The following is a 19542-nucleotide window of genomic DNA, read 5'->3' on the forward strand; positions in this document are numbered from 1 at the left end:
ATGCGACGCGCCACTCACCTGACCGGCGATATCGAGCCCAGTGCCACCGTCACGCTCGACCATGGCGCGCGTCATCGCCGCCGGCTTCGCCTGACGACCGACCAGGGAGCAGAGTTTCTTCTCGACCTTCCGGAGGCGCGCGCCCTCCGGGAGGGCGATGTCCTGGCCCTCGATGACGGAACTGCCGTGCGTGTTCGCGCCGCGCCGGAGGACGTGATCGAGGTGGCGCTGGCCGAGCCGCTCGAACTTGCCCGCATCGCCTGGCATCTGGGCAATCGCCACACGCCAGTACAGATCCTGCCCGGACGCCTGCGTCTTCATCCCGACCACGTGCTCGAAGCGATGCTTGCCGGATTGGGTCTGATCTGCGAGCGGCATCGGGCGGCGTTCGACCCCGAGAGCGGTGCCTATGCCACGCATAATCATGGTCGCCACGACCATGACCACTGAGGCGGCCGCGGCCTGGCTCTATCGCCTGATGGCTTGGCTTTCGCCTGCCTATCCGGTCGGCGCCTTCAGCTATAGTCATGGTCTCGAATGGGCGGTGGAGCAACGGCTCGTTGGCGATCGCTCAAGCCTTGAGGACTGGCTCGATGATGTCCTTCGGCATGGCGGGGGCCGAATTGACGCCATCCTTTGCGCCCATGCTTACGCGGCTGCGGCGCTAGGTGACCGGCCGACGCTCGTGGGCCTGCGTGATCTTGGCGAAGCGCTGGCTCCGACACGTGAACTGGCTCTGGAGACCCTCTCGCAGGGCGAGGCGTTTCGTACAACCACGCTCGCGGCCTGGCCGGACCTTGAGCGACTGGCGGAGCTTCTCCCCGACAGGCTGCCGGCCTACCCGATTGCCGTCGGTGCCGCCGCCGCGGTAGCAGCCATTCCGATGCTGCCGGCGCTCGAAGCCTATCTGCATGCCTTTGTCGCCAATTTGACGTCGGCCGGAGTCCGTCTCATCCCATTGGGCCAGACCGATGGACAGCGCATCGTTGCCAATCTCGAGCCTGTATGTGTCGAGATGGCCGAGGCGGCCCGTCTCGCACCACTGGACGATCTCGGTACCGCCACGTTGATGGTCGACTGGTGCTCGATGCGGCATGAAACGCAATATACGAGGCTTTTCAGATCATGAATGCATCGAATGGACCTCTTCGCGTTGGCATTGGCGGCCCGGTGGGCTCCGGCAAGACCGCCCTTTGCGAGATGCTTTGCAAGGCCATGCGCGACCGCTGGAACATGGCTGTCGTCACCAACGACATTTATACCAAGGAAGACCAGCGGCTCCTGACCGTCTCAGGAGCTCTTGATGCCGAGCGGATCGTCGGCGTCGAGACCGGTGGTTGCCCACATACCGCCATCCGTGAGGATGCCTCGATCAACCTGGCCGCCATTGCCGATCTGAACCGTCGCTTCGAGGGATTGGAACTCCTCTTGATCGAATCGGGCGGCGACAATCTAGCGGCCACCTTCAGTCCTGAACTGGCCGATCTTACCATCTACGTGATCGACGTGGCAGGCGGGGAGAAGATCCCGCGGAAAGGTGGCCCAGGTATTACTCGATCGGACCTACTCGTGATCAACAAGATCGACCTTGCGCCAATGGTGGGGGCGTCTCTCGACGTCATGGCAGCCGATACGGCGCGCATGCGCAAGGAGCGTCCCTGGGTCTTCACCAACATCAAGGCGAACCAGGGCGTAGCCGAAGTGGTCGCATTCATCGCCCGTGAAGGCGGGCTGAGGGCTGCCTGAATTTTCCGTGGCGGCGCGGACCGATGCATCTTGACGGAGAGCGGCAGCTTCCCAAATGTATGACACGCAGCGTGCCAAAGTGTTGGGCGTAGCGTTTTGTAAGAAGTGACGTGGCTCGACTTGGTGGGTGCGTCTCTGATCTATCGCTCAATGGAGGGTAGTTATGTCAATCGTCTTCAACAGCAGCTTCGATCCTTTCCGCGGTCTCGAACTCTTTCCTGCCAATGGAGCGCGCAAGCCATTGGCGCCTGCTTATGATCTCGTCGCCCAGGGCGAGCATAATTTCAAGCTTGCATTAGCCGTGCCTGGCTATGCGGAGACGGAACTCAGTCTTACCGTCGATGACGGCACGTTGATCGTTCGCGGTGAGCCCAAACAGAGCGAGGAGAGTGCCTCCGACGGGCTCAAATGGATCCGTAGAGGAATCTCCCACAACGCTTTCGAACAGCGCTTTGCGCTGGCCGAGCATGTGCAGGTCAAGTCGGCCAATCTAGCCAACGGGGTGTTGGAGATCGAACTTGAGCGGGTGATCCCCGAGGCTCTAAAGCCTCGTACGATTGCGATCGGTAAAGCCACTGTGCCCGCCGACAGGTCGATTTCCCAGGCTGCGTGACAGGCCAGGATCGCATAGGTTATCGCTATTGCGGTCCACGTGGTCTAGACAGTAACCGATCCGACATAGGCGGGCGTGGCGTCAAAGCTGCGCCCGCTTCTGTCAACTATACGCCGTCCTGGCGGGGCAGAGAGTGAAGTAACGAGACGGTTGATAGCGGGCTTCGCTGACAACTAGGTAATGGATGGCAGATGGCTCGGTCTCTCTATGACAAGCTTGGCGTCGAGCGTAATGCCACGGACGCCGAGATCACCAAGGCATATCGAAAGCTCGCCAAGAAATATCATCCGGACGTTAATCCGGGCGACAAGAAGGCTGAGGACACGTTCAAGGACGTTACGGCTGCCTACGATATTCTTCTCGATAAGAATAAGCGGGCGCTTTACGATCGCGGCGAGATTGATGAGGACGGCCGGGAGCGGGGGTTCGCCGGAGGCGGTTTCAATCCACGTGGCGGCTTCAATGGTGCCGGAGCCGGGCCCGGTGCCGGTATGCGCTTTGATTTTTCTCAGGGCGGAGGCGGCTTTGAGGATGTGCTGAACGATTTGTTCGGCAGTGTCGGAGGTGGGCGCGGTGCACGCGGACGGCCGTCGATGGGCGAAGATATTCGCCTCTCACTCGATCTCGATTTTGTCGACGCCGCGCTTGGCGCGAAGAAGCGCGTCAACTTGCCTGACGGCAGCACACTCGACCTCAATATTCCAGCGGGTACCGAGACGGGGAACGTGCTGCGCCTACGCGGCAAGGGCCGGTCGGGAGCAGGAGGCGCTGGCGACGCGCTGGTGGAGGTAACGGTTCGCGATCATCCGCAGTTCAAGCGCGACGGGCGGGACATTCTCATTGATTGTCCTTTGCCGCTCACCGTGGCCATCGCAGGCGGTAGGCTCAGGGTCCCGACCCTGACCGGTCAGGTGAGCCTGAAGGTGGCGCCGGGTACGAGTTCGGGTAAGATCTTGCGTCTGCGTGGCAAAGGCATTCCGGGCGTCAAGGGAAAGCTCGATGGTGACCAACTCGTCCGGGTGATGGTCGAACTTCCATCGACGATCGACGATCAATTGCGAAACTGGGCCGACGCCCATCAGCCCGCCGAAGCTGCGGATTGATCCACCATTCGGGCGAGAGGCTGGTGCATGAATTCGACACGTTCCGGCCGTCCGGCTAGCGATAGACTGGCATGGCGTGGCGGTGTCGAAGCAATGATCCGACCCTCGCGAATGACCTGAAGGCGAGTTGCCCGCAGACGGATGGCCTCGAAGGGATCAGCGGCCTCAAGCAGCACAAGGTTTGCCTTTGCACCCACCTGCAGGCCATAGCCCTTCAGTCCCAAGATTTGCGCCGGCGTGGTGGTAACGCTCTCAAAGCAACGACGGATTTCATCCTGGCTCGTCATGTGCAGTGCGTGAACGGCCATATGTGCCACGTCCAGCATGTCGCCCGATCCCATCGCGTACCAGGGATCCATGCAGCAATCCTGGCCGAACGCTACGGGAATCCCGTGGGCCTGCATCTCCGGCACGCGTGTTAGACCCCGACGCTTTGGATAGGTGTCCTGCCGTCCCTGGATCGCCATGTTGACCAGTGGATTGCTAATCGCCGCGACACCAGCCTCGGCGACGAGTGGCAACAGCTTGGAGACGTAGTAATTGTCCATGCTGTGCATGGATGTAGTATGCGATGCGGTCACCCTGCCTTGCAGCTTGTTACGTTCCGCCTCGTAGGCGAGCGTCTCAATATGCCGCGACATGGGATCGTCGCTCTCGTCACAATGAATGTCGACCATCAGCCCACGTTCCGCAGCAATCTCGACAAGCTGGCGAAGGGAGCGCGCGCCCTCCGCCATCGTTCGCTCGAAATGGGGAATGCCACCCACAACCTCGACGCCCATGTCGAGAGCACGGACAAGGTTGGCCAAGGCAGTTGGCGAGCGATAGAGCCCGTCTTGTGGGAAAGCCACGAGTTGTAGCTCGAGATAAGGCGCGACACGGCGCTTGACTTCCAAAAGGGCTTCGACACCGACTAGTCGGTCGTCACAGACGTCGACATGACTGCGAATGGCGCCGACGCCTTGAGCAACAGCGATGTCGCAATAGGCAAGCGCCCGTTCGACGACCGCCTCTACCTTCAACAGCGGCTTCAGTTCGCTCCAGAGGGCGATCCCTTCGAGCAGTGTGCCCGAGCGATTGAGCCGGGGCAGGCCCAATGACAAGGTCGCGTCCATATGAAAGTGGCAGTCGATGAAAGGCGCGGTGACGAGTTTGCCAGCCGCGTCGATCTCGCGTTCGCCATGAGTATCACTCGAAGGTCGGATCTCGGCGATCCGACCTTCGGCTATGATGATGTCCTGGTTCGTTTGTCCGTCCGGCAACGTGGCCCGGCGAACGACTAGATCGGCGCTCATTCTCTCTCCTGGTCCCGCAAGCGACTTCCATCAGCCTTCAAGGCTTGAACGGCCGCCATCCTCTAGCAGGAGCGCAGGATGCGAGACCGAAGTCGAGCCTTCAAGCTAGATGGCAAGTCTCCAGCCGCAGGGTCAGACGCTTCGGCCGCGCGCCACGTGCATGATCAAGCCGATCAGGAAAAGTACGATGAAGACGATGAAAATGATCTTGGCGATCTGCGCTGCTCCGGCGGCAATGCCTCCAAATCCGAGCACGCCCGCGATGAGCGCAATGACGAGGAAGATGAGAGCCCATCGAAGCATGTTTTCGATCCTTCTTCTTTAGCGGCGATACCAGACGTCGTGGGATAGCTTGGCCGAGAACGAATGCCTGCCAGGACGGTTCCGTCCAACATCGCTCATCGAGACCTTCAGGCAGTATCAGGCCAAGCTTGTAATGCCTATTGATCGCTGACGTCATCAGGATAGAAATGCCGTCGTCCTTCGAAATCCTCGATTGTGTAGCCACCCTCCTCAGGATCGGCGTAGGCTGGCTGAAGCGGCGATTTCCCGTAGCCGCCCGGGATGTCGAGGACGTAGGCAGGTTGACAAAGGCCCGACCAGCGGCCGCGCAGTGCCTTCACGATCGATTGTCCCGCGGCAACGCTTGAGCGAAAATGGCCGGTCCCAGGCGCCAGATCCAGGTGATGCAGATAATAGGGCTTGATGCGCGCCTCCACGAGCGCGCGCATCAGATCGCCCAATACTGCCGGGCTGTCATTGACGCCCTTGAGCAGCACGGACTGGCTGAGCATAGGAATGCCCGCGTCTACGAGCCGAGCAATGGCTTCCTTGCCGAGGGATGTGAGCTCTCGGGCATGATTAACATGCAGGACCACCCAACTGGTCAGTTCATCGGCTCGTAAGGAGCGGACTAGATCAGGCGTGATTCTGCCGGGATCGACCAGTGGAATCCGCGTGTGGAAGCGCACGATGCGCACATGCGGGATTGCCGACAGCCTCTCGGTCAGGGCGGCGAGGCGGCGACTCGATGCGATCAGCGGATCGCCACCAGTAACGACGACCTCCCAGATATGATCGTCGTCGGCGATATAGCCCAGCGCTCGGTCCAAGGCCTGGTCATCCATCACATGCGGCTGCCCTGGCCCGACGACCTCGCGCCTGAAGCAGAACCGGCAATAGACGGCGCAGACCTGGACGAGCTTAAGGAGAACCCGGTCGGGATAGCGATGAACGATGCCCGGCACCTTCTCGTGCACATTGTCGCCGATCGGATCCGGGCTCTCATTCGGCCGATTGGTGAGTTCTTCCAGGCGCGGCACAAATTGCCGCCCGATCGGATCGTTCGGCTGCTCGATCGCTTCGGCCATGAGCGGCGTTATGGCGACCGCGTAGCGGGCGGCGACCGCCGCCAGTTCCTCACTTTGACTAGGAGAAGCGAGACCGACATGCTCAAGGTCGGCGGGACTGCGGATCGTCGATTTTGTTCCCATGGGCCGGCCTCATACTGCCGGATCGCCTCAGGTGCAAAGCCGATGAGCGGGATCCTTTTGGCTTCCACCACCGGAGAGGTGAGTGCCCGGCCGGGCGAGGCTGTCGCGCTCACTTGATTCGTCGGCGCAGAAGGCCGACCTCTTGCCGATCCACTGAGTTGATGAGGAAGTCGTGTGACCGACGTCGATCTGTTCGTTCTGGGCGGTGGGTCCGGCGGTGTGGCGTGCGCCCGCCGCGCGGCCGCTCACGGTGCCAAGGTGGCGTTGGCGGAGCAAAGTCGCCTGGGCGGTACGTGCGTCATCCGTGGCTGCGTGCCGAAAAAGCTCATGCGCTATGGCGCCCATTTCGCGGATTATTTCAAGATAGCGGAAGCCTATGGCTGGGCTGGGTCAAAGCCCCAGTTTGATTTTGGGCGGCTGCTGCAGGCGCGCAACCGAGAGATCGAGCGTCTGACCGGTATCTACGCGACGATGCTCGAGAAGAGCGGGGTTCGTGTCATCCGCGGTCACGGGAGCGTCGTTGGCCGCGCAGGCCAAGACTTTCTCGTCCAGATCGGAGCGGAGCGGCTAACGGCGCGCAACGTCGTGATCGCGGTCGGTGGGCATCCCGTGCGACCCGAGATTGAGGGAATCGAGCTCAGCTTGACCTCTGATGAAATTCTCGAGGACATCTATCCGCAGCCAGCCCGGCTTGCGGTTGTGGGCGGCGGTTATATCGGTCTCGAGATCGCAAGCTTCATGGCCGGCTTTGGTATCGAGACGCACTTGATTATCCGCCAGGATCTGCCGCTGCGCGGATTCGATGACGATCTTCGGCAGGACCTCCGTGACCGTCTCGTCGAGCGCGGCATCCATATCCACGCCGATACGAGGCCCATTCGCATACTCGATAGCGGCGGAGGGAGGATTCTTGAGACCGACCGCCAGCCAATCGAGGCAGACATGGTCGTCATGGCTACCGGCAGGTTAGCGAAGGCACGCACAGAGGGCCTTGGCGCGGTGGAATTGGGTGCGAGCCGAGACCCGCAAGGGCGCATTCTGGTCAATGAGCGCTACGAGAGCGTCGTTCCGGGCCTCTATGCCATCGGCGACTGTAGCTCACATGCCCATAATGCGGCGTTTGCCGGACAGTTCGACCTCACGCCGATTGCCATCGCCGAAGGTCGTGCACTGGCCGAGCGCCTTTTCAATCGCGAACCTCAACCGGTGGATTATCGCTACGTCCCTACTGCGGTCTTTGCCATTCCGGAAGCGGCATCGGTCGGCATGAGTGAGACCGCGGCGCGGGCCGCCGGTCACGACGTTCAGATCTATCGAACCCGATTTCGCCCCATGCTCTATACGATTCCCGACGGCAAGGAGCGGACAATGATGAAGATCGTCGTCGACAAGTCGAACGATCGAGTTCTTGGCGTTCACATGGTCGGTGATGACGCGGCCGAGATCATCCAGGGGCTGGCTGTGGCACTCACATCAGGCGCGACGAAGGCCCAATTCGATGCTACAGTAGCTATCCATCCGACGGCAGCCGAAGAGTTCGTCACCCTTTATCAGCCTGTGGGCTGAGGGCTAAGTACTCGTTCGGCTTTTCGTATCTTTTTGCGACGATGTCTTGAAGGTTGAGAACGATGAGCGTGGATTGGCAGCCCGGCAGCTGGCGTAACAAGCCCGTGCAGCAGATGCCCCGTTTCGAGGACGGCGCAGCGCTGGCCGAAGTCGAAGCGAAGCTTGCCGTTTATCCTCCGCTTGTCTTCGCCGGTGAGGCGCGCGCTTTGAAGGAGCGCCTTGCCAAGGTTGCGGCAGGGGAGGCTTTTCTGCTGCAGGGAGGCGACTGCGCCGAAGCATTCAGCGACTTCAACGCCAACAAGATCCGCGACAGCCTGCGCGTGCTTTTGCAAATGGCCGTCGTCTTAACGTTCGGCGGCGGCATGCCGGTCGTGAAGATGGGACGGATGGCCGGACAGTTCGCAAAGCCACGCTCGGCACCCATGGAAACGGTTGATGGCACCGAACTTCCTGTCTATCGCGGCGACATCGTGAATGGCATCGACTTCGATCCGGAATCGCGTCGCCCGGATCCTCAGCGTCAACTCCAGGCCTATATGCAGTCGGCCGCGTCCTTGAACCTGCTGCGTGCCTTCACCGAGGGCGGCTATGCCTCGCTGACCCGTGTCCATCAGTGGACAATGGGTTTCCTCGATCGCTCGCCGCAGGGTGAGCGCTATCGCGACATGGCAAATCGTATCAGCGAGGCCCTGGCCTTCATGGCGGCTTGCGGAATTACCGATCTCACGACCACCGAGATCACCCGGACGGACTTCTATACCTGTCACGAAGCTTTGCTGCTTGGATATGAGCAGGCCTTGACCAGGATCGATTCGACCTCGGGCCGTTATTACGACACCAGCGCCCATTTCGTCTGGGTGGGCGATCGTACCCGGCAGTTGGACGGCGCGCATGTCGAATTTTGCCGCGGCATCTCCAATCCGATCGGCGTCAAGGCCGGGCCTTCCATGCCAACCGACGACCTGCTGCGTCTCGCCGATGTGCTCAATCCGGACAATGAGCCCGGCAGGCTAACGGTCATATGCCGCATGGGCCATGAGAAGGTGGAGGCCCATCTGCCCCAACTCGTGCGAGCCATTGAGCGCGAAGGTCGCAAGGTCGTCTGGGCTTGCGATCCCATGCATGGCAATACGATCAAGTCCAGCACGGGCTACAAGACACGGCCCTTCGATCGCATCCTCTCGGAGGTGCGTAGCTTCTTCGCGGTCCACCGCGCCGAAGGCACGCACCCTGGCGGCATCCATCTTGAGATGACCGGTGAGGACGTTACGGAGTGCACGGGCGGGGCCCAGGCCATCACCGATGCCGGCCTGCGCGACCGCTACCACACGGCCTGCGATCCTCGGCTAAATGCCCAGCAGAGCCTCGAGTTGGCTTTTCTGATGGCAGCGGCGCTCAAGGAAGAACGCGAATCGCTTCGCCAAGCGAGTTAGGACCTGGACGGGATGATCATCGATGCGGACCTGTCCACGAGGCTCATATCGACCAGCATGTGCCAGCCGACGCGGATGATTTGACAGCTTCGCCGCAAGCGCTCTAGGTCGCGGACCGGATCATCAGCGTCTTAGGCACCCACATGCGTCCCAATGGTAACGATGTTGCTCGGTTCACAGACAAATATTTCAGCAAGACCCGGGCTATCGTTGAGAGGTTCGGGGACACCCGTGTAACCTACGCGGTTTTCATGCGCCGGCCGGTGCTGTGCGCATCGCGGCTCGCAGTAAGCTGGCTCGAGAGGGCAGCCGCCGAGACAGGAGCGCCGATCGAGGTTGAGGCGCTATTTCCCGAAGGTGGCTGGGTCGGGGCAGGCGAGCCCATGCTTTATCTGCACGGCTCGTTTCGTCATCTGGTCGAGTTTGAGACGATCTTCCTGCAGAAGCTAGGACCTACCTGCGTGGCGGCGTTCAATGCCTACACGATGGCCACTGACCTCCCCTATGCTAGCTTTATCGCCATGGATGCGCGGCATTGTGCCGGTGCCGAGATGGCGGAGATGATGGCCTATGCGGCCAGCGTCGGCTCGACTCGGGCGCAGCGCGAGGAGGGGGCCAAGGGTTTTATCGGCAACGCTACAGACGATACGGCACATTTCTTTGGCCAATCGGCCGGCCTCGGCACCATGCCGCATGCACTTATCGGCTACGCCGGCAGCACGGTTCGGGCGGCGGAAATGTACCACGAGACATTCCCAGACGAGGCCCTGTTCGTCCTGGTCGATTATTTCGGACGGGAAATCACCGATGCCTTGGCGGTCTGCGCGCGCTTCCCTGATATGGCCCGTGACGGCAGGCTCGGTGTGCGCCTCGATACCCACGGTGGCCGGTTTCTCGAGGGACTGGATACAGCCCAGTCCTACGCAGTGCTGGAGCGCCATCAGCCCCATGCCATCCGGACCTACCGAACTCAGGAAGAGTTGGGCTGGTTGACCGGGACAGGCGTGACCGCTGCCGCGATTTACAAGATGCGCGAAACTCTGAACGAGGCCGGGTTCGAGAAAGTCCGCATCGTCGCCAGTTCGGGTTTCAATCCGCGCAAGTGTAAGCTCATGGCGAGCGTTAAGGCACCCGTCGACGTCGTAGGCACGGGATCGTTCCTGCCGGAGCGCTGGAGCGAAACCTACGCCACCGCCGACGTCATCGCCTATGACGGCGTTTCACGCGTCAAGGTCGGTCGCGAATTTCTCTTCCGTGCCGAGGACGGGGCCGCGCAGGGCTAAAGCGGGGCGAAGCCTCGCCTTAGCCTTGCGCGTCGTCCAATCAGGCGCTGCGATCGGTACGAGCCCGCCTAGGCGACCGCGATAGATGGCGCTCGCCACCAGCGTCGCCGACCGGGCGACCTTGTCCTGGTCCACGACCATGTTGGCGGTGCAGATGTCGGGGACCAGCGCCGGTAGCATTGGCGTCGGCATTGCGACCAGGCCTTGATGGTCCGCCCGGGCGGGTGATCACGCGGCCGGCAGACCGATCGGGGCCCTCGGCGGTGGCTGCTTCCACGCGACGAGGGGCCATGATAGGCCGTGGCAGAGTCGAGGGATCGATGACGAAGATGCGCTTGCGGATCAGTCGCTCGATACCACGCAGATAGCTTCGCTCTTCACTGTCGCAAAGCGAGATTGCGAGGCCGGAGGCTCCGGCGCGGGCAGTGCGGCCGATGCGGTGAACATAGGTCTCCGGCACGTTCGGGAGTTCAAAATTGATTACGTGGGAGATGCCATCCACGTCGATGCCGCGCGCGGCAATATCGGTCGCGACCAGAACCTTGAGCTGCCCGTTCCTGAAACCGCCCAGCGCCCGTTCACGCTGTCCCTGGCTCTTATTGCCGTGGATCGCAGCCGACTGCACGCCGGCGTCATCCAGATGTCGGACCACGCGATCGGCGCCATGCTTGGTGCGGGTGAAGACAATCGCGCGCTCGACACTCGGGAGCTGCAGGAGCGAAACCAGGACGTCGCGCTTTTGTGCCTTCTCCGCATAGATGAGCTGCTGCTCGACGCGTTCCGCCGTCGTGGAAACCGGCGCAACTCGGACCAGGGCAGGATCCCTCAGAATCTCGCCTGCGAGGGAGCCGATGGCGTCGGGCATAGTCGCCGAAAAGAATAGGTTCTGTCGTACGGGAGACATCGCCTTGATGAGTCGGCGTATTGGCAAAATGAAGCCCATATCGAGCATCTGATCGGCCTCGTCGAGCACGGCCACCTCGACATCCCGCAGGCTGACGGCACCTTCGCCCAGATGATCGATCAGGCGGCCTGGCGTAGCGACCAGAATATCGACGCCACGCGCCATCGTGCGGGCCTGAGCCATGCCGCTGACGCCGCCGAATATGACTGTCGAAGACAAATTGGCAAAGCGGCCATAGGTCTTGAAGCTTTGATGAATCTGACTGGCGAGTTCGCGAGTAGGACTGAGCACCAGGACCCGACATCCCTTTTTGGGGACCGGCTTCGGGTCGTTCAGAAGGCGGTGCAAAATGGGCAAGGCAAAGGCAGCGGTCTTGCCGGTGCCCGTCTGGGCTATTCCCAGAAGGTCCCGGCCCGCGATAATATAGGGGATGGCTTGCGCCTGAACGGGGGTAGGCGTCACGTAACCTTCGGCGTCCAGCGCCTTCAGCAGGGGCTGAGCCAGACCGAGTTCGGTAAATGTCGTCAAGGAGGAAGTCTTTCGAATGCGTGCACAAGCCGCATGACTACATGCGGTCGACCACGCGGGGTTGATGTCACGCCCCGCGTGCACGGGCGATGCAAGAGTTGCGACGCTTAGTAAATCAGGCGGACGGACGAAGTCCGATCCGATGCTTACACGCGGCCTGAAGCGTCGAGCCTCGTTTTCGAGATAGACCTATTGTGCGGTAGCGAGATAGAATTTTCAAGGGCCGTCTCGGCACACAGGCTTGAATTCCGCCGCAGGTGGCAGAGATTGCCTAGTTGCATGGATGGAGATCTTGGATGCTGACTCGCTCGCGTCGTGTCTGGGAGGTCTCCGAGGGCAAAGTGACGCCGGAGGCAATTTATCTAAGGCGCCGCAATATTCTCGGCGCCGCAATCGGGGGGAGCCTTGGGTTATCCTTCCCAGCTGTCGCTGACGAGGCCACCCGATTCAGCGATGCGGTCTACCCAGCCAGGAAAAATCCAGCTTACGGTGTCGATCGACCTGTTACCGCAGAGAAGCTGGTGACCAGCTATAATAATTTCTACGAGTTCGGAACGTCCAAAGACATCGCTGACGCGGCGCAGATGCTCAAGACGTCGCCTTGGACCGTGAAGATCGCGGGCCTGGTCGAGCAGCCCAGGGATATCGATATCGAAGAGCTCGTTAAGGCGATGCCGGTTGAGGAACGCATCTACCGTCATCGCTGCGTCGAGGCTTGGTCGATCATCGTGCCATGGACGGGATTTCCGCTCAAGGCGTTGGTCGACTATGCCAGACCTCTCGGCAGTGCCCGCTATCTCAAGATGCTCACGTTTAACGACCCCAGCATGGCTCCAGGGCAGCAGAGTTTTTTGTATTCGTGGCCTTATGTCGAAGGGCTGACGCTGGCCGAGGCCGGCAATGAGTTGGCATTCATGTCAATCGGCGTCTATGGCAAGCCTTTGCCCAATCAAAATGGTGCGCCACTGCGGCTGACCATCCCTTGGAAATACGGATTCAAGTCGATTAAGTCGGTTGTATGCTTCGAGTTTACCGACGAGCGACCGAAGAGTTTCTGGGAAGCACTACAAGCTAGCGAATATGGCTTTTGGGCTAACGTCAATCCGAAAGTCCCCCATCCGCGCTGGAGCCAAGCTACCGAGGAGGAAATAGGCACGGGCCAGCGGATTCCGACACTTCTTTTCAATGGTTATGCCGAGCAGGTAGCGGGCCTCTACACAGACCTGGAGAATGAGCCGCTTTATCGCTGATCGTAGGCGTGCCGTAAGTCAATATGTGGCTTGACGGCAACGTTCAAGGGGATTATTATAAGTTCAATTCGTTAGAAAAGCGTGCGCGGCTAAAAGCCCGGCCAAGTAGATCAGGGCCGCTAAAAGTCCCAGACATCGAAGCAGCCAGTTGACGCTTCCGTCATTTGGCGCGGAGCCCGCTGCGAGCACGGCAATGCGGCGATTGTACCTACGGTGAGGATATTGGCCTCACCGAGAACACTAGGTCATGGACTCGCACAGTGTGGCATCATCCGTCCCGGTCGAATCACCAAGCGTTATGTGCCGCGACCTTTTCGAGAAGAAAATCACGAAAGACGGCCACACGTTTCGAACTGCGCAGTTCTTCAGGATATACGAAGTAGGCGGTAAAGATCGGCCCCTCGATTTCGGGAAGGACGCGCTCCAAGTGGGGATGCGCCCAGCTCAGATAGTCTGGCAACGAGGCCAGACCCATGCCCGCGCCGACCGCGCGTAGCATTCCATAGACATTGTTACAGGTGAAATGGGCCATGCGCGGCCTGCCGTTCTGCTCGTCGTCTTCACGTCCTGCATGCAGTATCCAATTGAGGGATACGACCGGTGCCTGCGCCTCGTCGCCATAGGCGACAAGGCGGTGGTTCTCCAGTTCGGCCACTGTCGTCGGTCGGCCGTTCTTTTCGAGATAGGAGGGGGCGGCGTAGAGGTGGGTGTGAAATGTCGTCAATCGGCGTTGAATGAGATCGGCCTGGGTCGGGCGATGCAGCCTCACCGCGACGTCCGCCTCACGCATGCTGAGATCGACCTCGGTGTCGGAGACGATCAGCGATACCGAGATCTCAGGATACCGGTCTAGAAACTCGGAGAGATGCTCGGTCAACCATACCGTACCGATGCCCACGGTCGTGCTGATGCGAAGATGACCGGCGGGAACATCGCGACTCTCCTTGAGCGCGGACTGCGCAGCCGCCATCCGACGCGCAACCTCGCGCGCGGTCTCCAGCAGGATATCACCCTGTTCGGTAAGCACGAGACCACGTGCATGGCGGTGGAAGAGGGGGGCGCCCAGATCCTCTTCAAGCGCACCGATCTGCCGGCTGATCGCTGATTGGCTCAGCCCTAGTCGATCAGCCGCCCGCGTAAAGCTGCCGGCTTCCGCTACGGTATGAAAGATCCGAACTCTATCCCAATCTATCATGACATCCCAACTCGACCTCGTTGATTGTCTGAATGGCTCGAAATGGGGGCAATGCCGTTCAGTTGGTTAATGCGGCAGAGACATGCCGCCGTCATTGTTATCACGATGCCGATTCTGCCAATGTCGGCGTTCTGTCCGGCTGTGACGCACCTTCCCTTGTCTGTGCGCGTAAGAGGAGATAACGCTCAGCCTCGAGAGCCGCCATGCACCCGGTGCCGGCCGCCGTCACTGCCTGGCGAAAAACGCGGTCCTGCACGTCGCCCGCCGCAAAAATTCCTTCTACGCTCGTAGCGGTGCTATCTGGGGCCGTCACGATATATTTCTCAGTATCCATGGCGAGCTTGCCGTCGAACAACTGCGTTGCAGGGTCGTGGCCGATCGCCACGAACACCCCTTCAACGGACAATTGTCTAAGCTCGCCGGTCCGAACGTGACGCAGTCTGACGCCGCAGACACCTCGCGGTTCGCCGTCTGCCAAAATCTCCTCAACCTCGTGGTCCCAGAGCACATTGATCTTCGGGTGCGTGAAGAGGCGATCCTGCAGGATGCGCTCGGCGCGAAGATTGTCGCGACGATGGATGAGCGTGACCTTCTCGCACATCTGCGCCAAATAAAGCGCCTCTTCCACCGCCGTGTTCCCGCCTCCTACGACCACGACGGCCTTGTTCTTGAAGAAGAAGCCATCGCAGGTGGCGCAGGCAGAAACGCCATAACCCTGCAGCAGCTTTTCGCTTTCAAGCCCGAGCCAGCGAGCCTGGGCGCCGGTGGCAATAATGACGGCCTCACTCTCAACGATGTCGCCGCTATCCATCTCAAGTCTAAACGGACGTGTTTCGAAATCGACGCTGGTGACGACGTCAAAAAGCAGTTCCGCGCCGCATTTGGCCGCCTGCTGCTCCATTTGCTGCATCAACCAGGGACCCATCACGGGATCAGCAAACCCAGGATAATTTTCGACATCCGTCGTGATGGTGAGTTGACCTCCCGGTTGGATGCCTTGAATCAAAAGAGGGGAGAGATTGGCGCGGCCCGCATAGATGGCAGCTGTGTAACCGGCAGGGCCGCCGCCAATGATCACGAGGCGGGTGCGACGCAAGCTGGACATATATCATCTCCCAGAACGTCACGTTCACCGCCATATGCGAGGCAGATCCGTCGCTCGGCGGCAAGGTGGCGGCAAAATCTATTAGAGTCTCGTCAAGATCCGTGGCCTTAACCGAAGGAGACCTGCAATATCTCGAAATAGCGCAGTCCGCGAGGCGTCTGCACCTCGATCGTATCGCCCGCCTGCTTGGCCAGCATTGCCTGCGCGACGGGTGATTGAATCGAAAGTAGGCCCTGCGTTATTTCAGCCTCTTCGGGTCCGACGATCTGGTAGGTGACTTCTTCGTCCGTTTCTTCGTCGACAAGCTTCACTCTGGCTCCAAACATGACTTTGGAGCCGCTCAAATTTTTGATGTCGATAACTTCGGCGCGGCTAAGCTTGTCCTCGAGTTCAATCACCCGACCTTCGATGAAGCCCTGCCGCTCCCTCGCAGCGTGATATTCGGCGTTTTCCGACAAATCGCCGTGTTCGCGCGCTTCGGCGATCGCCCGGATGACTGCTGGCCGCTCATCCGCCTTGAGACGCTTGAGCTCGGCACTCAGGCGGGCATGACCCTCGGGTGTCATGGGTATGCGGTTCGACATCGGCTCACGTTCCGTACAGCGATTAAGGATAAAAAAAGAGGCGCCAGGCGGAGCCTCTGCCGCCGGCGTCCTCAGGAACCAGCCTTGTCAACATATGATTGGAGTGGCGTCACTTCAAGCTTGCCGCTTTGGAGCTGGCGGAGGGCACCGACGATCGCCCGCGCGCCGGCGGTGGTTGTGTAGTAGGGTAGCTTGGCCATGAGCGCGGCGCGGCGCAGCGCGTAGCTGTCGCGCACAGCCTGGTGGCTCTCGGTTGTATTAACCAGGAGGTTAATGCCTCCGTCCTTAAGCATGTCCAGCACGTGCGGTCGCCCCTCATGCACCTTATTGACGGCGCGAACGGGTACACCCGCAGCCGCGAGCGCTGCTGCTGTGCCGGACGAGGCGACGATCGTAAAGCCCAGTTCGACGAACCCGCGGGCGACATCGACTGCGGCAGGCTTGTCGCGATCACGCACCGAGATGAAAACGGTGCCACCCGATGGCAGGTCCACGCCGGCGGCAATCTGCGACTTTGCAAACGCGGTCGCGAAGTTGCGGTCGAGACCCATCACTTCACCCGTCGACTTCATCTCCGGCCCAAGGATGAGATCGACCCCCGGAAAGCGGGCAAAAGGAAAGACAGCCTCTTTGACAGCCACGTGGCTCGGGCCGCCGGACCTCAGATCGAATTTAAGAAGTGGCTCGCCGGCCATTACCCTTGCGGCAATTTTCGCAAGCGGTTTCCCGATCGCCTTCGCAACGAAAGGTACGGTCCGACTGGCACGAGGATTGACTTCGATAACGTAGATCTCGTCATCCTTGACGGCGAATTGGACATTCATGAGCCCTTGCACGCGAAGTGCATGGGCGAGGGCCGAGGCCTGACGTTCGATTTCGGCGATGGTCTCGCTCTTTAGCGAGTAGGGCGGCAACGAGCAGGCGCTGTCGCCTGAATGAATGCCCGCTTCCTCGATATGTTCCATGACGCCGGCAACGAAGACCGTCGTTCCGTCCGCCAGTACGTCGACATCAACTTCGATGGCGTCGGACAGGTAACGGTCCAGTAGCACGGGGCCATCCTCGGATGCGTTGCGAGCTGCTGAGAAAAAGCTCTTGAGCTCGTCCAGCGTGTGAACAATCCGCATCCCCCGGCCGCCCAGCACATAGGAGGGGCGGAGTACCAGGGGCAGGCCGATCGCCTCGGCCTTGGCCAGCGCCTCGGCTTCGGTCGTGCATATATCGTTGGCCGGCTGCTTTAGCCCTTGCTTGCGTAACAGCTGCTGGAAGCGGTCCCTGTCCTCGGCAAGGTCGATGGCGTCAGGTGAAGTGCCAAGGATAGGCACGCCGGCCGCCTCGAGACCCCGTGCGAGCTTGAGTGGCGTCTGGCCGCCGAGCTGCACGATCACGCCCAGCAGCGTGCCATTCGACCGTTCGACTTCGACGATCTCAAGGACATCCTCAAGCGTCAGTGGCTCGAAATAGAGGCGATCGGAGGTCTCAGGGTCGGTAGATACGGTCTCGGGATTACAGTTGACCATGACGGTCTCGTAACCCGCTTCCTTCAGTCCGAAGGATGCGTGTACGCAGCAATAATCGAACTCAATACCCTGTCCGATGCGATTAGGGCCGCTCCCAAGGATGATGACCTTGCGCCGGGCACTTGGTCGGCTTTCGCATTCGGCGGGCGAGCCAAGCGCGCCGCGTTCATAGGCGCTGTACATGTAAGGAGTCTTGGCCTCGAATTCGGCCGCGCATGTGTCGATGCGCTTGAAGACCGGTCGGACGCCCAGGGCGCTACGCCTAGCCCGCACCTCGGCTTCAGGCTTTCCTGCGAGGTAGCCCAGGCGCCTATCCGAAAAGCCCATGGCCTTCAGCCGCAAAAATCCCTCGACGTTGTCGGGCAATCCAGTCCGCCGGATTGTCGTCTCCACGGCGACGATGCCCTCGATCTGGCCAAGAAACCAAGGATCATAGAGACAAGCTCGGCGGATCTGTTCGAGACTGAGGCCATATCGGAACGCCTGGGCGATTGTGCGCAAGCGGTCAGGAGTGGGTCGCGCCAACTCGGCAAGGATGGCGGACTGATCAGGAACCTCGGGGTCGAAATCGGGGATATCGATCTCGTCGAGCCCGCTTAGGCCCGTCTCCATGCCGCGGAGCGCCTTCTGCAGCGATTCCTTGAACGTCCGGCCAATCGCCATGACCTCGCCCACCGACTTCATCGCGGTCGTAAGCAAGGGCTCCGTCTCGGGGAATTTCTCGAAGGTGAAGCGAGGTATCTTGGTGACGATGTAATCGATCGATGGTTCGAACGAGGCTGGCGTGACACCTGTGATGTCGTTCATGATTTCGTCGAGACGATAGCCGACAGCAAGCTTGGCGGCGATCTTGGCAATCGGAAAGCCTGTGGCCTTCGACGCCAGGGCCGAGCTGCGCGACACGCGTGGATTCATCTCGATCACCACCATGCGACCGGAGTTCGGATCGATCGCGAACTGGACGTTCGAGCCGCCCGTATCGACGCCGATTTCCCGAAGCACGGCGATCGAGGCATTGCGCATCGACTGATATTCTTTGTCGGTCAGCGTCAGCGCCGGTGCCACGGTGATGCTGTCACCCGTATGCACGCCCATCGGATCGATGTTCTCGATCGAGCAGACGATGATGCAGTTGTCCGCATGATCGCGAACAACCTCCATCTCGTATTCTTTCCATCCCAGAACCGACTCGTCGATCAGGACCTCATGGATAGGCGAAGCGTCGAGTCCGCCTTTGACGATCTCTTCGAACTCTTCCTTGTTGTAGGCGATGCCGCCGCCGGTTCCAGCCAGAGTGAAGGAGGGGCGGATGATGGCGGGAAGGCCAACCCAGGATAGCGTCGCACGAGCTTCCTCGAGCGATTTCACGGTCCGGCTCTTCGGCATATCGAGGCCGATTTTCTCCATCGCTGCCCGAAACAGCTCGCGATCTTCAGCTTTGTCGATTGCAGCGCGGTTGGCGCCGATGAGCTTCACGCCGAACTCGACAAGCGTCCCGTCTTCATCGAGGGCGCGCGTGGTGTTCAGTGCTGTCTGGCCGCCCATGGTGGGCAAGACTGCATCCGGCCGCTCCCGCTCGATGATCTTGCGGACAAATTGGGGCGTGATGGGCTCGATATAGGTCGCATCCGCCACGTCCGGGTCCGTCATGATCGTGGCAGGGTTGGAATTCACGAGAATGACGCGGTAGCCTTCCTCGCGAAGCGCCTTACAGGCCTGGGTGCCGGAATAATCGAACTCGCAGGCCTGACCGATGACGATCGGGCCAGCGCCGATGACGAGGATCGAGGAGATGTCGGTGCGCTTGGGCATGGGGCCTGTTCAAACAAGGATCGACCCCGCTTAATCTCCTGTTGACGCCGCCGGCGGCGCCATAGCCGACAACCCGTTCCACGGGCGGCGGGGATGGACACCCGGGACGGCG

At 60.5% G+C, this 19542-nt stretch carries 17 protein-coding genes; 9 read left to right on the forward strand and 8 right to left on the reverse strand.

The window, feature by feature from the left end; translation table 11 throughout:
- The 5 genes from ureE to CFB17_RS08310 all read left to right on the forward strand — a co-directional run bounded on the left by ureE (position 1) and on the right by CFB17_RS08310 (position 3462).
- Positions 1 to 450 carry an urease accessory protein UreE gene (ureE, locus tag CFB17_RS08290; RefSeq protein WP_088561048.1) on the forward strand — a complete coding sequence of 150 codons (450 nt, stop codon included), beginning with the start codon at positions 1 to 3 and terminating at the stop codon, positions 448 to 450.
- Positions 410 to 1129 carry an urease accessory protein UreF gene (locus tag CFB17_RS08295; protein WP_243389810.1) on the forward strand — a complete coding sequence of 240 codons (720 nt, stop codon included), beginning with the start codon at positions 410 to 412 and terminating at the stop codon, positions 1127 to 1129. The genes ureE and CFB17_RS08295 overlap by 41 nt, the downstream gene beginning before the upstream one ends.
- Entirely contained in the window at positions 1123 to 1746 is a 624-nt protein-coding gene (gene ureG / locus CFB17_RS08300) for an urease accessory protein UreG (protein WP_407642404.1), read from the forward strand. Before CFB17_RS08295 ends, ureG begins: the two co-directional genes overlap by 7 nt.
- A 163-nt stretch (positions 1747 to 1909) precedes the next feature.
- On the forward strand, positions 1910 to 2359 hold the full coding sequence (locus CFB17_RS08305; protein WP_088561052.1) for an Hsp20 family protein: 450 nt from the start codon (positions 1910 to 1912) through the stop codon (positions 2357 to 2359).
- 191 nt (positions 2360 to 2550) lie between these two features.
- On the forward strand, positions 2551 to 3462 hold the full coding sequence (locus CFB17_RS08310; protein ID WP_088561054.1) for a DnaJ C-terminal domain-containing protein: 912 nt from the start codon (positions 2551 to 2553) through the stop codon (positions 3460 to 3462).
- Here the strand turns inward: CFB17_RS08310 and CFB17_RS08315 are convergent.
- The 3 genes from CFB17_RS08315 to CFB17_RS08325 all read right to left on the reverse strand — a co-directional run bounded on the left by CFB17_RS08315 (position 3438) and on the right by CFB17_RS08325 (position 6250).
- Entirely contained in the window at positions 3438 to 4757 is a 1320-nt protein-coding gene (locus tag CFB17_RS08315; RefSeq protein ID WP_088561055.1) for an amidohydrolase family protein, read from the reverse strand. The two genes, CFB17_RS08310 and CFB17_RS08315, sit on opposite strands and share 25 nt — an antisense overlap.
- A 132-nt stretch (positions 4758 to 4889) precedes the next feature.
- Positions 4890 to 5060, reverse strand: coding sequence for a DUF1328 domain-containing protein (locus CFB17_RS08320; RefSeq protein ID WP_088561057.1), 171 nt, complete (start codon positions 5058 to 5060; stop codon positions 4890 to 4892).
- Positions 5061 to 5197: 137 nt separating this feature from the next.
- Complete coding sequence (locus CFB17_RS08325) at positions 5198 to 6250, reverse strand: lysine-2,3-aminomutase-like protein (protein ID WP_088561059.1); 1053 nt, start codon at positions 6248 to 6250, stop codon at positions 5198 to 5200.
- A 174-nt stretch (positions 6251 to 6424) separates the two neighbouring features.
- On the opposite strand from CFB17_RS08325, the gene gorA reads away from it, so the two are divergent.
- The 3 genes from gorA to CFB17_RS08340 all read left to right on the forward strand — a co-directional run bounded on the left by gorA (position 6425) and on the right by CFB17_RS08340 (position 10532).
- Positions 6425 to 7816 (forward strand): glutathione-disulfide reductase, encoded by a 1392-nt coding sequence (gene gorA, locus CFB17_RS08330; protein ID WP_088561060.1) that lies wholly within the window; start codon positions 6425 to 6427, stop codon positions 7814 to 7816.
- 62 nt (positions 7817 to 7878) lie between these two features.
- Positions 7879 to 9249: a class II 3-deoxy-7-phosphoheptulonate synthase gene (locus tag CFB17_RS08335; protein ID WP_088561062.1), complete on the forward strand. Its 1371-nt coding sequence runs from the start codon at positions 7879 to 7881 to the stop codon at positions 9247 to 9249.
- 143 nt (positions 9250 to 9392) lie between these two features.
- Positions 9393 to 10532, forward strand: a complete 1140-nt coding sequence (locus CFB17_RS08340; RefSeq protein ID WP_088561064.1) for a nicotinate phosphoribosyltransferase — start codon at positions 9393 to 9395, stop codon at positions 10530 to 10532.
- A 40-nt stretch (positions 10533 to 10572) separates the two neighbouring features.
- On the opposite strand, the gene CFB17_RS08345 is transcribed toward CFB17_RS08340, so the two are convergent.
- Positions 10573 to 11964 (reverse strand): DEAD/DEAH box helicase, encoded by a 1392-nt coding sequence (locus CFB17_RS08345; protein ID WP_088561066.1) that lies wholly within the window; start codon positions 11962 to 11964, stop codon positions 10573 to 10575.
- Between the two features lie 296 nt (positions 11965 to 12260).
- On the opposite strand from CFB17_RS08345, the gene msrP reads away from it, so the two are divergent.
- Entirely contained in the window at positions 12261 to 13214 is a 954-nt protein-coding gene (msrP, locus tag CFB17_RS08350) for a protein-methionine-sulfoxide reductase catalytic subunit MsrP (RefSeq protein WP_088561068.1), read from the forward strand.
- 286 nt (positions 13215 to 13500) lie between these two features.
- On the opposite strand, the gene CFB17_RS08355 is transcribed toward msrP, so the two are convergent.
- From CFB17_RS08355 to carB, 4 genes are all read right to left on the reverse strand, one after another.
- Complete coding sequence (locus CFB17_RS08355; protein WP_322112134.1) at positions 13501 to 14409, reverse strand: LysR family transcriptional regulator; 909 nt, start codon at positions 14407 to 14409, stop codon at positions 13501 to 13503.
- Between the two features lie 100 nt (positions 14410 to 14509).
- Complete coding sequence (gene trxB / locus CFB17_RS08360) at positions 14510 to 15514, reverse strand: thioredoxin-disulfide reductase (RefSeq protein WP_088561070.1); 1005 nt, start codon at positions 15512 to 15514, stop codon at positions 14510 to 14512.
- A gap of 107 nt (positions 15515 to 15621) precedes the next feature.
- The gene (greA, locus tag CFB17_RS08365) at positions 15622 to 16098 is read right to left on the reverse strand and encodes a transcription elongation factor GreA (protein WP_088561072.1); all 477 of its coding nucleotides are present in this window, start codon (positions 16096 to 16098) and stop codon (positions 15622 to 15624) included.
- Positions 16099 to 16169: 71 nt separating this feature from the next.
- Positions 16170 to 19430 carry a carbamoyl-phosphate synthase large subunit gene (gene carB / locus CFB17_RS08370; protein ID WP_088561074.1) on the reverse strand — a complete coding sequence of 1087 codons (3261 nt, stop codon included), beginning with the start codon at positions 19428 to 19430 and terminating at the stop codon, positions 16170 to 16172.
- Positions 19431 to 19542: the final 112 nt, after the last annotated feature.

The sequence above is a fragment of the Arboricoccus pini genome (assembly GCF_900187945.1).
In the GTDB taxonomy this organism is placed as follows: Bacteria; Pseudomonadota; Alphaproteobacteria; order Geminicoccales; family Geminicoccaceae; genus Arboricoccus; species Arboricoccus pini.